Origin of the sequence: Nitratireductor sp. B36, assembly GCF_020833685.1 — a bacterium.
Lineage (GTDB): Bacteria > Pseudomonadota > Alphaproteobacteria > Rhizobiales > Rhizobiaceae > Nitratireductor.
This window is the reverse complement of sequence record NZ_JACKZY010000002.1, coordinates 223,181-236,375: the sequence shown is the minus strand read 5'-3', so window position 1 is coordinate 236,375 and position 13,195 is coordinate 223,181. Positions and strand designations below refer to the sequence as shown.

Annotated in this window: 10 protein-coding genes; 6 read left to right on the top strand and 4 right to left on the bottom strand. The window is 60.8% G+C overall.

Translation table 11 applies throughout. The features are described from left to right. The first annotated feature begins 14 nt into the window (after positions 1 to 14). Positions 15 to 1,259: a DUF459 domain-containing protein gene (locus tag H7H48_RS07665; protein ID WP_229448415.1), complete on the top strand. Its 1,245-nt coding sequence runs from the start codon at positions 15 to 17 to the stop codon at positions 1,257 to 1,259. A gap of 23 nt (positions 1,260 to 1,282) precedes the next feature. Here the strand turns inward: H7H48_RS07665 and H7H48_RS07660 are convergent, their stop codons facing one another. Genes H7H48_RS07660 through gltB form a run of 3 tightly spaced genes read right to left on the bottom strand, consistent with a single transcriptional unit; the run spans position 1,283 to position 8,105 of the window. Continuing rightward, positions 1,283 to 2,737: a glutamate synthase subunit beta gene (locus H7H48_RS07660; protein ID WP_229448414.1), complete on the bottom strand. Its 1,455-nt coding sequence runs from the start codon at positions 2,735 to 2,737 to the stop codon at positions 1,283 to 1,285. Positions 2,738 to 2,755: 18 nt separating this feature from the next. Continuing rightward, positions 2,756 to 3,346, bottom strand: a complete 591-nt coding sequence (locus H7H48_RS07655) for a glutathione S-transferase family protein (protein ID WP_229448413.1) — start codon at positions 3,344 to 3,346, stop codon at positions 2,756 to 2,758. 25 nt (positions 3,347 to 3,371) lie between these two features. After that, positions 3,372 to 8,105: a glutamate synthase large subunit gene (gltB, locus tag H7H48_RS07650; protein WP_229448412.1), complete on the bottom strand. Its 4,734-nt coding sequence runs from the start codon at positions 8,103 to 8,105 to the stop codon at positions 3,372 to 3,374. 548 nt (positions 8,106 to 8,653) lie between these two features. Between gltB and H7H48_RS07645 the strand changes: the two genes are divergently transcribed. The 5 genes from H7H48_RS07645 to H7H48_RS07625 all read left to right on the top strand — a co-directional run bounded on the left by H7H48_RS07645 (position 8,654) and on the right by H7H48_RS07625 (position 12,505). After that, positions 8,654 to 9,706 (top strand): low specificity L-threonine aldolase, encoded by a 1,053-nt coding sequence (locus H7H48_RS07645; RefSeq protein ID WP_229448411.1) that lies wholly within the window; start codon positions 8,654 to 8,656, stop codon positions 9,704 to 9,706. A gap of 154 nt (positions 9,707 to 9,860) precedes the next feature. Then, positions 9,861 to 10,166: a DUF2282 domain-containing protein gene (locus tag H7H48_RS07640; protein ID WP_229448410.1), complete on the top strand. Its 306-nt coding sequence runs from the start codon at positions 9,861 to 9,863 to the stop codon at positions 10,164 to 10,166. Between the two features lie 44 nt (positions 10,167 to 10,210). After that, complete coding sequence (locus H7H48_RS07635) at positions 10,211 to 11,131, top strand: DUF692 domain-containing protein (protein WP_229448409.1); 921 nt, start codon at positions 10,211 to 10,213, stop codon at positions 11,129 to 11,131. Next, positions 11,115 to 11,930 carry a DUF2063 domain-containing protein gene (locus H7H48_RS07630; RefSeq protein WP_229448408.1) on the top strand — a complete coding sequence of 272 codons (816 nt, stop codon included), beginning with the start codon at positions 11,115 to 11,117 and terminating at the stop codon, positions 11,928 to 11,930. The genes H7H48_RS07635 and H7H48_RS07630 overlap by 17 nt, the downstream gene beginning before the upstream one ends. Before the next feature lie 5 nt (positions 11,931 to 11,935). Next, entirely contained in the window at positions 11,936 to 12,505 is a 570-nt protein-coding gene (locus H7H48_RS07625; RefSeq protein ID WP_229448407.1) for a DoxX family protein, read from the top strand. Between the two features lie 55 nt (positions 12,506 to 12,560). Here H7H48_RS07625 and H7H48_RS07620 read toward each other — a convergent pair whose 3' ends face one another. Continuing rightward, on the bottom strand, positions 12,561 to 13,019 hold the full coding sequence (locus H7H48_RS07620; protein WP_229448406.1) for an Hsp20 family protein: 459 nt from the start codon (positions 13,017 to 13,019) through the stop codon (positions 12,561 to 12,563). Positions 13,020 to 13,195 lie beyond the last annotated feature (176 nt).

Genomic DNA, 13,195 nt, shown 5'->3' with positions numbered 1-13,195 from the left:
CAAGGGGAGCGGGCATGGGCTTAACACGAAGCGGTATCGACGGCAGCGGCAAAGGCAGCCGCGTTGTCATCGTCGCTATTGCTCTGGCTCTTGCCGTGCCCGCTTCTATCACCCTGCCCTCATTCGCCGAGGCACAGGATTATCAGCGCGAGAAGCGACGTGGCCTTTTCGACCTTCTTTTCGGTGGGGCTCTACGTCAACGCGAGCCGCAAAAACCTGCGACCCGCCAACGTTCCGCACCCAGAAAGCAGCAAGGGACACAAAGGCGCCGTTCAGCGGCCCCTTCTGCTCCACGTCAGCAACCGCCATCCCCGGAAGTGGAGAAGCTGGACAATGCGCGCGTCGTCCTCGTGGTGGGGGACTTCCTTGCAGGCGGACTTGCCGAGGGGCTGACCACAGCCTACGCAGAATCACCGGGCGTGCGCGTGATCAATCGGAGCAATGGGTCGTCCGGCTTCGTCCGTGACGACTACTACGATTGGAACGGCGAAATAGCCGGCATTCTGGACGATGTATCACCCGCGGTTGTGGTGATGATGATTGGCTCCAATGATCGCCAGCAACTCATCGTTGACGGCAAGCGCGAAGCGCCGCGCTCCGAAGCCTGGGTCGCGGAATATACACAGCGTGTCGCAACCTTTGCTGCAGCAGTTGAAGACAGGCAGATTCCCCTCGTCTGGAGCGGTCTGCCGTCATTCAAATCATCGAGCATGTCGTCGGACATGCTTGCATTCAACGATATCTACAAAACCGCCGTCGAAGCCATCGACGGCACTTTTGTGGATATCTGGGACGGTTTTGTGGACGAGAATGGTGGCTTTGTCTTCACCGGGCCCGACATGAACGGCCAGCCCGTTCGGCTACGCGGCAGTGACGGCATCAATCTTACCCGCGCGGGAAAACGCAAGGTTGCCTTTTATGTGGAGAAACCTCTGAACAAGCTGCTCGGGGAGGCTGTGTCTCCGGATATCGGCGAGCTCGGCATGGAGAGCCTCCCGGCCCTTGTGCTTCATCCGGAAAACCCTGCGCCGGTGAACCGGACAATGCCAATCTCGCTTTCCGATCCCGCTCTCGACGGCGGTCTTGAACTGATGGGCGCGGTGGTCAAGCCGATCGAGCGTCAAGAGCGTATCGAAAGCCGCGAACGCCCTCGAGAGACTGCCACTCCACCTGGTCGGGCAGACAATTTTTCCCTTCAGACGAACACATCCCCGCAAAACAAGACGTCGCCTGGCCCATCTGCCCAGGCGACGCCCTGATTTCTCAAACTCTGCTGAAGCACTCAGCGCGGCAGGACGGAACTTCCCATGAGGAACTCGTCAATCGCCCGTGCGGCCTGACGCCCCTCGCGGATAGCCCAGACGACCAGAGACTGGCCGCGACGCACATCGCCTGCCGCAAACAGCCGATCGACGGTCGTTTTGTAGTCGCGGTCATTGGCATTGACGTTGACCGAGTTGCGGCGATCAACATCGGTCTTCAGGCGATCCCCGAATTCCGACAGAACGCCCGTTTCCGCCGGACCGGAAAAGCCGATGGCGATGAAGGCGAGATCGGCGCGGATAACGAATTCCGTACCTGCGATGGGTTTGCGCTTCTCATCCACCTGGCAGCATTTCACGCCGGTCAGAACACCGTCCTCGCCGATGAATTCAAGCGTTGCGACCTGGAACTCGCGCTCCGCCCCCTCGGCCTGAGAAGAGGAGGTGCGCATCTTCGTTGCCCAGTAGGGCCAGACGGCGAGCTTGTCTTCCTTTTCCGGCGGGCGCGGACGAATGTCGAGCTGGGTAACGCGCACCGCCCCCTGACGAAACGCCGTGCCCACACAATCCGACGCGGTGTCGCCGCCACCGACCACCACGACATGCTTGCCGCCGGCCAGAATGGGATCGGATGCCCAGGCAACGGACTGGATGTCCTCGCCTCCCACACGCCTGTTCTGCTGAACCAGATAGGGCATTGCGTCGTGCACACCTTCGAGGTCGGCGCCAGGAATACCGGCAGGACGCGGGCGCTCCGAACCGCCGCAATACAAAACGGCATCATATTCGGAAAGGAGGTCCTCGACCGGCTTGTCGACGCCGACATTGACACCGCAATGAAAGGTGACGCCCTCACCCTCCATCTGCTCGACACGGCGGTCGATGTAGTGCTTCTCGATCTTGAAATCGGGAATGCCGTAGCGCATCAGACCGCCTGGCTTGCTCTCCCGCTCATAGACATGAACCTGATGGCCTGCGCGGCCAAGCTGCTGGGCCGCCGCCATGCCAGCGGGACCGGAACCGATGATGGCCACGGTCTTGCCGGTCTTGTGCTCAGGCGGATAGGGGCGAACGAAGCCGGATTCATAGGCCTTGTCGGCAATCGCCTGTTCCACCGTCTTGATGGCCACGGGAATGTCTTCAAGATTGAGCGTACAGGCTTCCTCGCAGGGAGCGGGGCAGATGCGGCCCGTCCACTCGGGGAAATTGTTGGTGGAATGCAGGTTGCGGATCGCCTCGTCCCAGTCGCCATTGTAGACCAGATCGTTCCAGTCCGGGATCTGGTTGTGGACCGGGCAGCCTGTCGGCCCGTGGCAATAGGGAATGCCGCAATCCATGCAGCGCGCGGCCTGTTTCTCGACTTCCTTGTCCGACATGGGCAGCGTGAATTCGCGGAAATGGCGAATGCGGTCGGATGCCGGCTGATACTTGTGGACCTGCCGGTCGATTTCGAGAAAACCTGTAACCTTACCCATCGAGTAAACCCCGTTATTCTATTGAAGTGCCGGAAGTCCGAGGACATCCTCGCACCGTGCAATCCAGCGGGTGAGCGCGTTGCGCCCGTCGAATTCAAAACCGCCTTGCGGCGCAAGCCGCGTGTAGCCGAGCAGCGCAATGTCGGCGATGGTGAGCGTAGCGCCCACAAAGAAATCGCGCGTCTTCAACGCCTGATCCATGAAATCCAGCGCGGCATCCCCCCGCGCGACCTTGGCTGGATCCCGTGTTTCCACCGGCTCCTTGCGGTAGACCACGTGGAAGCGCGCACCTGCCACATTGGGCTCGTGGATATTCTGTTCCCAGAACATCCACTGGTCGATTTCAGCCTGCGCGAACGGATCCTCGGGCAGGAGGGCCGAGCCACGCGCCAGATAGCGGATGATCGCGCCCGACTGCCCGAGCACCCGCCCGTCATCGAACCGGACCACCGGCACCTGACCGAAAGGTGACATGGCAAGAAACGCCTCCGTCCGGCTCTCGCCCGCCATGATGTCGAGCTCGTGCCAGCGATAGGCGAGACCAAGATGGTCGGCCGTGTATTTCACCTTCAGGCAATTGCCCGAATTCTGATCGCCGAAGATGTCCATTGGCAACAGACCTCGAAAGTGGCGGCTATTCAGCCGCCAGGCCCAGTTTCATGCGCTCCATTTCCTCAAGCGCGCGCCGATATTCGACCGGCATCACCTTGCGGAATTTGGGGCGATAGTCGGCCCAATTGTCCAAGATCGCCCGTGCACGCGACGACCCCGTATAGTGGAGGTGATTGGCAATGAGCTGCGCCAGACGCTCTTCGTCATGACGGGTCATGTCTCCGGAAACATCGACACGCCCCTTATGCATGAGGTCGCCGCCATGGTGGTGCAGCTTTTCCAGGATGTCGTCTTCCTCCGGCACCGGCTCCAACTCAACCATCGCCATGTTGCAGCGCTCGGCGAAATCGCCCGCCTCGTCCAGCACATAGGCGACACCGCCCGACATGCCGGCTGCGAAGTTGCGGCCCGTCTGGCCAAGCACGACGACAACGCCGCCGGTCATGTATTCGCAGCCATGATCGCCAACGCCTTCAACCACGGCAATGGCACCAGAGTTGCGCACGGCAAAACGCTCGCCGGCGACGCCGCGGAAATAACACTCGCCCTCGGTCGCACCATAAAGCACGGTGTTGCCGACGATGATGGACTCTTCGGCAATGATCTTCGAATCGTCCGTCGGACGAATGACGATGCGCCCGCCCGAGAGACCTTTGCCGACATAGTCGTTGGCATCGCCATAAAGGGTGAAGGTGACACCGCGCGCCAAGAACGCGCCGAAGGATTGACCGGCGGTGCCCGTGAGGCGCACATCGATCGTGTTGTCCTTCAGGCCCTTCTGGCCGTAGCGCTTGGCCACCGCGCCCGACAGCATCGCGCCGGCGGACCGGTCGGTGTTGCAGATCGGGAAATCGAGCGACACCTTTTCGCGGCTTTCAAGCGCGGGCTTTGCCGCGTCGATCAGCTTGCGGTCGAGAATGTCATCAATCGGATGGACCTGCCGTTCCGTCCAGCGCAAGGCTTCGCGCGGGGCATCGGGCTTGTAGAAGACTTTCGTGAAGTCGAGACCGCGCGCCTTCCAGTGCGCGATCATCGCATTCTTCTCGAGAAGATCCGACTGGCCGATAATGTCGTCGAGCTTCGTGTAGCCCATCTCGGCCAGATACTGACGCACCTCTTCCGCGACATAGAAGAAGTAGTTGATGACATGCTCCGGCGTGCCCTTGAAGCGCTTGCGCAGCACAGGATCCTGCGTGGCGACGCCGACAGGGCAGGTGTTGAGGTGACACTTGCGCATCATGATGCAGCCGGCGGCGATCAGCGGTGCGGTGGAGAAGCCGTATTCGTCGGCACCGAGCAGCGCGCCGATGATGACATCGCGGCCCGTTTTCAGCCCGCCGTCAACCTGAAGCGCGACGCGCGAGCGCAGCCCGTTGAGCACCAGGGTCTGGTGGGTTTCGGCAAGCCCCATCTCCCACGGGCTGCCGGCATGCTTAATGGAGGTGAGCGGGGAAGCGCCCGTGCCGCCATCATAGCCCGAAATGGTGATGTGATCGGCGCGCGCCTTGGCGACGCCTGCCGCGACCGTGCCCACGCCAACCTCGGAGACGAGCTTGACGGAGACATCCGCATCCGGATTGACGTTCTTCAGATCGTAGATGAGCTGCGCCAGATCCTCGATGGAATAGATGTCGTGATGCGGCGGCGGCGAAATGAGGCCGACACCCGGCGTGGAGTGGCGCACCTTGGCGATGGTGGCATCCACCTTGTGGCCGGGAAGCTGACCGCCCTCGCCGGGCTTTGCGCCCTGCGCCACCTTGATCTGCATCATGTCGGAATTGACAAGATACTCAGTGGTGACGCCGAAACGGCCACTGGCGATCTGCTTGATGGCCGAGCGCTCGGGGTTCATCGAACCATCGGGCATGGGCATGTAGCGGTCCGGCTCCTCGCCGCCCTCGCCCGTGTTGGATTTGCCGCCCAGCGCATTCATGGCGCGCGCCAGCGTGGTGTGCGCCTCGCGGCTGATGGAGCCGAAGGACATGGCACCGGTGGAGAAGCGCTTGACGATCTCGGACGCCGGCTCGACCTCGTTGAGCGAGACCGGCTTGCGGCCCGTGTCCTTTGCGGTTTTGACCGCGAAGAGGCCGCGAATGGACTTGGCGTCTGCCGCCTCGCCATCGACCATTTTTGCGAAATCGCGATAGGTCTCCCACGATTTGCCGCGCACGGCATGCTGGAGGGAGGCGACCGCATCGGGCGACCAGATGTGGGCTTCGCCGCGTATGCGGTAATTGTATTCGCCCCCCACTTCGAGCGCGTTTTTCAACACCGGGTCGGGACCGAACGCGGATGTGTGACGCCCCACCGTCTCGGCTGCGATCTCCTCCAGCCCGACACCTTCGATCGTGGTGGCGGTGTTGGTGAAATACTGCTCGATGAAATCGCTTTCGAGGCCCACGGCATCGAAAATCTGCGCGCCGCAATAGGACTGGTAGGTGGAGATGCCCATCTTGGACATCACCTTCAGAATGCCCTTGCCGATGGCCTTGATGTAGCGCTGGACGACCTCCTGCGGGTCCACCTCCGGCGGGAACTCGCCTGCCTGGTGCATGGCAAGCAGTGTATCGAAGGCGAGATAGGGATTGATCGCCTCTGCGCCATAGCCGGCCAGACAGCAGAAGTGGTGCACTTCGCGCGGCTCGCCGGATTCGACCACGAGGCCGACCGCCGTGCGCAGGCCCTTGCGGATCAGGTGATGGTGGACGGCGGCGGTGGCAAGCAGCATCGGGATGGCGATGCGGTCCGGGCCGATCTGACGATCCGACAGGATGATGATGTTGTAACCGCCGGCAACGGCTGCCTCGGCACGGTCGCACACGCGCTCCAGCGCGCCGCGCATGCCGGCAGCCCCCTCGCCCGAGGCATAAGTGACGTCGATGGTCTTGGTGTCGAACCGGTCCTCGGTGTGGCCGATGGAGCGGATTTTTTCCAGATCGCCATTGGTGAGGATGGGCTGGCGCACCTCAAGCCGCTTGCGGCGCGAGGAGCCGACCAGATCGAAAATATTGGGCCGCGGGCCGATGAAGGAGACCAGGCTCATCACCAGTTCTTCGCGGATCGGATCGATCGGCGGGTTGGTTACCTGCGCAAAGTTCTGCTTGAAATAGGTGTAGAGCAGCTTGGGCTTGTCGGACATGGCCGAGATCGGCGTGTCGGTGCCCATGGAGCCGATGCCCTCCTGGCCGGTCGTGGCCATGGGCGCCATCAGCATCTTCGTGTCTTCCTGCGTGTAGCCGAAAGCCTGCCGCAGATCGAGCGGGGAGACATCCTTGCGCAGGGCGCGGGGCTCCACCGGCTTCAGGTCCTCAAGAATGAGCTGGGTGTTGTCGAGCCACTTCTTGAACGGATGTTTGGTGGCAATCTTCGCCTTCACCTCTTCATCCGAGATGATGCGGCCTTCTTCCATATCGATCAGAAGCATGCGGCCGGGCTGGAGACGCCATTTGCTGACGATCTTCTCCTCCGGCACCACCAGCGCACCGGCTTCCGACGCCATGATGACCCGATCATCGTCGGTGACGATGTAGCGCGCCGGGCGAAGGCCGTTGCGGTCGAGCGTGGCGCCAATCTGGACACCGTCGGTGAACGCCACGGCGGCGGGGCCGTCCCACGGCTCCATTAATGCGGCGTGATATTCGTAGAACGCCTTGCGCTCGTCGCTCATCAGGCGGTTGCCGGCCCAGGCTTCCGGGATCAGCATCATCATGGAATGGACGAGCGAATAACCGCCCTGGAACAGGAACTCCAGCGCGTTGTCGAAACAGGCCGTGTCGGACTGGCCCTCATAGGAAATGGGCCAGAGCTTGGAAATGTCGTTGCCGAAGAGCTCCGAATCCACCGAAGCCTGCCGCGCCGCCATCCAGTTGACGTTGCCGCGCACCGTGTTGATCTCGCCATTGTGGGCGACCATGCGATAGGGATGCGCGAGTTCCCAGGAGGGGAAGGTGTTGGTGGAGAAACGCTGGTGCACGAGAGCCAACGCCGTCTCGAAACGCGGGTCCTTCAGGTCTTTATAATAGGCGCCAAGCTGATAGGCGAGGAACATGCCCTTGTAGACGATGGTGCGCGCCGACAGCGAGACGGTGTAGAAACCATGCGTGCCGCCTTCCAGCTCCTCGCGCACACGGCCCGAAATCACCTTGCGGAGGATGTAGAGCCTGCGCTCGAAATCCTCTTCATTTTCGATGCCGGCACCGCGCGCGATGAAAATCTGCCGATGAACCGGCTCTGACGCCACGATTTCGGGCGCCTTGGAGAGGCAGGAATTGTCGACCGGCACATCGCGGAAACCGATCAGCTCCTGCCCTTCCGAGCGCACCACATCGGCGATGATCGTATCGATCTTTTCGCGCAGCGCGCCATCGCGCGGCATGAAGAAATGGCCGACGCCATAATGGCCAGGCTCAGGAAGCTCGACACCGCGTTCGGCCCATTCCTCACGATAGAAACGGTCCGGAATCTGCATCAACATGCCCGCACCGTCACCGACAAGCGGATCGGCGCCAACGGCACCGCGATGGGTGAGGTTTTCGAGCATGGCAAGCCCGTCCTGGACGATGCTGTGCGAACGCTTGCCCTTCATATGCGCGACAAAGCCGACACCGCAGGCATCGTGTTCATTGCGCGGATCATAAAGCCCCTGCGCTGCCGGCAGGCCGGGTACAGCGTGCTTTTCTGTGCGTTTGACGGTGGCCGCTCCAGCCTCGGCGGCAGGTTCGAACTTGGTCGAAACAGATGGCGTCATTTCCGTCATCGCAATTCCTCACTATTGTTGCCCAGAGCCTCTCCTCCCTGAGCGGTCGTTCAGTCGCCGGGCTGCCCTTGCGGCCATCCGGGGTGTATGCACGGCATTTCCATTTAGAAGCCGGAGGAACGCTACCGGTTCGCTCCGGCGCATTTTCTTGTTCTTGGGCGGGGCATTCCTGCCTATGGATTTTGCTCCGGTCATTGCCGGACCGCCTGTGTCGCGCCGATCACTGCTACATTACCACGACCCGGGGAGGCGTTTGCAATGCACCGCAGCGCAATCTGCGCGCAATAAGACAGGAGTGCTGTCCTATTCGCTGAAATGCCAGAAATACCAACACCAGACAAGACGGAAATGCAAATTTTTTGCGCAAAAAGCGAAAGAAAATTCCCAAGCTGCAAGTATTATCGAAATTATCCGTCATGACCGCAGATCATCCTGCAAAGCAACCGAATGACCGCAACATCTAATCTTCGGGACTTGATAGAAGGGTGCGAAGCGCGCAATGTCGCGCCGCCACTGCTTATTTTAAGGTCAAAAGAGAGATCGACTGCATGAATTTCGCCTCCGACAACTGGGCCGGCGCCCATCCGCAAATCGCCGAAGCGCTCACAAACAATGCAGGCGGCTACGCATCGGCCTATGGGACAGGCGATCTGGACAAACAGGTAGAGCGAATCTTTTGCGACGTCTTCGAGCGCGAGGTGTCGGTTTTCTTTGTCGGCACCGGCACGGCCGCAAACAGCCTGTCGCTTGCCTGGGCGGCCAGGCCGGGCGGGGTCGCCTTCTGCCACACGGAAGCCCACGCCATCGAAGACGAGGGCGGGGCGCCGGAATATCTGACCGGCGGGGCGCGCCTGAAGGGGGTTGCCGGTCGGTTGGGGTGCATGGATCCGAACGCGCTCGACGCCGCGATCCACGAACACCCGGCTGAATTCGTGCATGCGGGACAACCCATGGCCGCTTCCATCACCCAGGCCACCGAGATCGGCACGCTCTACTCTCTCGACGATATCGAGAAGATCGCCGGCATCTGCCGCAAGGCCGGTATTCCGTTGCATCTGGACGGAGCGCGCTTTGCCAACGCTCTTGTAGCGCTCGACACCACTCCGGCCGAAATGACATGGAAGCGCGGCGTCGACATTGTTTCCTTCGGCGGCACCAAGAATGGCTGCTGGTGTGCGGAGGCTATTGTTGTGCTTGATCCTGCAAAGGTCGGGCAGATGCATTTTCTGCGCAAGCGGGCCGCACAACTCTTTTCCAAGTCACGCTTCATCGCCGCACAGTTCGAAGCCTATTTCAGGGACGACTTGTGGCTCAACACCGCCCGCCACGCCAACGCCATGGCCAGCGAACTGGCCTCCGCAATCGATAGTGCCGAAGGCATACGCCTTGCCTGGCAGCCGCAGGCGAACGAGGTGTTTGCACTCATGTCAGCCGAAAAGGCGGAGAGCCTTCAGGCGGCAGGTGCGCGGTTCTACCCCTGGAAACCACCATTGTCTTTCGCCAGCGAGATCAGCGAGGGGGACATACTTCATCGCTTCGTGACCAGCTTCGCAACCGAGCCTTCTGAAATCAGTCGGTTTGCAGACCTGCTGCAAGGCTGAACTCACGCGCGCGTGCCTGACGATAAACACGCTTTCACGCCCATGTGATGGTGGCTCGCGCGCGCTTGATTTCCAAGTGAACTGTCCCTCTGAAAAAACGGGTCGTGCCGGAGTTGAATCCGGCTTCGACGCGACCTCTAGAGGAGATCTTTTCATGTCCACGAAAACCGCACTGACCGCTGCCTATATCGCTGGAACGGTTGCAGCCGCCCTGTCTGCAGGCACCCTTGCCACGACCACGGCTGCCCAGGCGCAGGAAAAAGAGAAATGCTACGGCGTTTCCATGGCAGGCAAGAATGACTGCGCTGCCGGCCCCGGCACCACCTGCGCCGGCACATCGAAGGTCGACTATCAGGGCAATGCCTGGACGTATGTCGATTCCGGTACATGCACCACGATGGAGCTTCCTGGCGACCGCATGGGTTCGCTTGAGCCGCTCGATCGCGACCTGCCGTCCTGATCGGCCTGACAGCATCCTGAACCAGCAATGCCGGGAGGCGCCTGATGACACGCAAATTTGCGATTCAATCCGCAAACCAGAACCGCTTCCCGGCATTCCATCCCGCCGGCAGGGCCGGCGCGAGTTTCAAACCACAGCATTTCGATGCGATAAAAGCGGAACCCACATCCGTGGGCTTCCTCGAAATCCACGCTGAAAACTACATGGGCGCGGGCGGACCGCCGCACGCCGTCCTGAGCGAAATACGTACACTTCTGCCCGTCTCGCTGCACGGTGTCTGCATGTCCATCGGCGGTCTGGACCCGATCGATCCCGAACATCTGTCCCGCTTTGCAAACCTGGTCGAACGCTACGAACCCTTCAAGGTGTCCGAGCACCTCGCATGGTCGACCCATGACGATGTATTCTTCAACGACCTTCTGCCCCTACCGTATACCGACGAGACGCTGAAGCGCGTATGTGAGCATATCGACCAGGTGCAGGAAGCCATCGGCAGACCGATGCTGCTGGAAAACCCCTCCACCTATGTCCTTTTCTCAGAATCCAGCTGGAACGAAACCGATTTCCTGCGTGAAATCGTGAAGCGCACGGGCTGCGGCTTGCTGCTCGACATCAACAATGTTTTCGTTTCCGCAACCAATCACGGTTTCAGCGCCACCGAATATCTGGCCGAGTTTCCACTTGAACATGTAGGCGAGGTTCATCTCGCCGGCCATGACGAACAGGAAGACGACGAGGGCGCGCCGCTTCTGATCGACAGCCATGACCGACCGGTCGCCGATCCCGTATGGAGCCTTTACGAGACAGTGATCGAACAATGTGGACCGATCGACACGCTTGTAGAATGGGATTCCGATGTGCCCGATTGGCCAATCCTTCGCTCGGAGGCCATTGCTGCCGAGCGCATTCTCGACCGCCATCGCGGTCGACAGCAGAACGTGAAACGCCATGCCCTCCACTCCTGACATGCCCGCCGAAGGCAATTCAGCAGCGTATGACGGCGCGTTTGGTTCCGTGCTGCTCGATCCCGGGCGCGCCACGCCCCAAGGTTTGACCGGCCCCTGCGGAAAGTCCGCAAACAAGCGCTTCAACGTCTACCGCAACAATGTCACGCACAGTCTTGTCACGGCTCTGACCGAGATCTTCCCGACGGTGGCGCAAATCCTCGGGAAGGAAAACTTTCGCATGATCGCACGAGATTTTGTGCGTGCGCATCCGCCACGCTCGCCGCTGGTCTTTGAGTATGGTCAAGATTTTGCTCGGTTCCTCGCCGGCTGCGCACCGATCAGCCACCTGAAATACCTGCCTGACGTTGCCCGGCTGGAACGCGCCTGGCTGGACGCCTATCACGCGGCCGACCATGCACCGCTTGACGCAGATGATCTGGGTGCGCTGCCGCCGGAGGCCCTGGCGACAGCGGTCTTCACGCCACATCCGGCTGCAAGGTTCATTTCGTCCGCCTACGCGATCCACACGATCTTTACCGCCCATCGGGAAGGGCCGATGCCCGAACGCATCAATGCCGGTCTCGCGCAGGCAGTCCTTGTGACGCGGCCAGCTCTTACGGTGCAGGTGCGCAAAATCGACCACGGCCAGTTTCTTTTTATTGAGGCGCTCAGCCGCGGAGCCCCACTGCAGCAGGCCGTGGGCCTCTCCCTTGAGGCGGTTCCGGAATTCGATCTTCAGGCTGCAATTGCCTTGACCATTGAAAGCGGCGCTTTTGCAGGTTGCCGTTCAAGCAACGATATCGACGAAAAGGACTAAGGCCCGTGTTTCAGACAATCGAGGCGCTGCATGCGCGTGTATTCTCGACCGTCGAGCGCCTGCTTGACGGATGGTTCCTGGGCCTCACCGCCCGCTTCTCCTTCTTCGCCGTTCTCTATTTCTACTTCCTGAACTCGGCACGTACGAAAGTCGGAGACGGCTTTTTCGGTTTCTTTCACGTCGCTGACGGCGCCTATTACCAGATCGCGCTGCCGGCAGTGGAGGCGGCGGGCGGCAACGTTTCCGCCGTATCGTTCATCCCGTGGGGGATCATCGTGTGGCTGGGGACGTATTCGGAGTTTGTGTTGCCATTGCTGATCGTGGTGGGGCTTTTCACCCGTCTCGCCGCGCTCGGCATGATCGGTTTTGTGCTCGTACAGTCCTATGTCGACATCGCCGTTCACAAGGTCGGCTCCCAGACGGCAGGCGCCTGGTTCGATCGCTTTTCGGACGGACTGATCTGGGACCAGCGCACGCTCTGGGTTTTCCTGCTTCTCTATCTCGGGGTCAAAGGCGCGGGGTTGATCTCGCTCGACGCGCTTCTTTCGCGCCGCCGCGCGATTGCAAACACCTGAACCAAAAGCGGCGCCACAAGGGCGCCGCCGTCAGGTCTTCAAGGCATTATTCGCCTTAGTGGGCCTTCGCCTCGATCTCCTTCGCATCCTTCACCGAAGCGATGGGGATGCGGCGCGGCTTCATCTCCTCGGGGATGTTGCGCGTAAGCTCGATGTGAAGCAGGCCGTTCTCCAAATTGGCCCCAGTCACCTCGACATGATCGGCAAGCTGGAAGCGGCGCTCGAAGCTGCGCGAGGCAATGCCGCGGTAAAGCAGCTCGCCCTCATCCTTCTGTTCGGTGCTCTTCTCACCCTTGACGGTGAGCACATTGCGGTGGGCCTCAATGGAAATATCTTCTTCGCCGAACCCGGCGACCGCCATGGAGATGCGGTAGGCGTCCTCACCCGTGCGCTCGATATTGTAGGGCGGATAGGTCTGGCCGTTATCCGGTTGCCCGAGCGTATCGAGCATCGAGAAGAGCCGGTCGAACCCGACGGTGGAACGATAGAGAGGTGAAAAATCAACGTGACGCATGGTCTGTTCTCCTGTTGAGCAACATTGCGTTATGGCCCTGTTCCGAAACCCGCTTTGGGCGTTTCTGAGTGGCCAACGGCCCCATCCTGGCGGCCGCAGAGATAATATGGGGACATCAAAAATCCGGTTCAAGAGCGTGTCCCAGGCACATGAACAGCCGATGAACAGTGCACTCG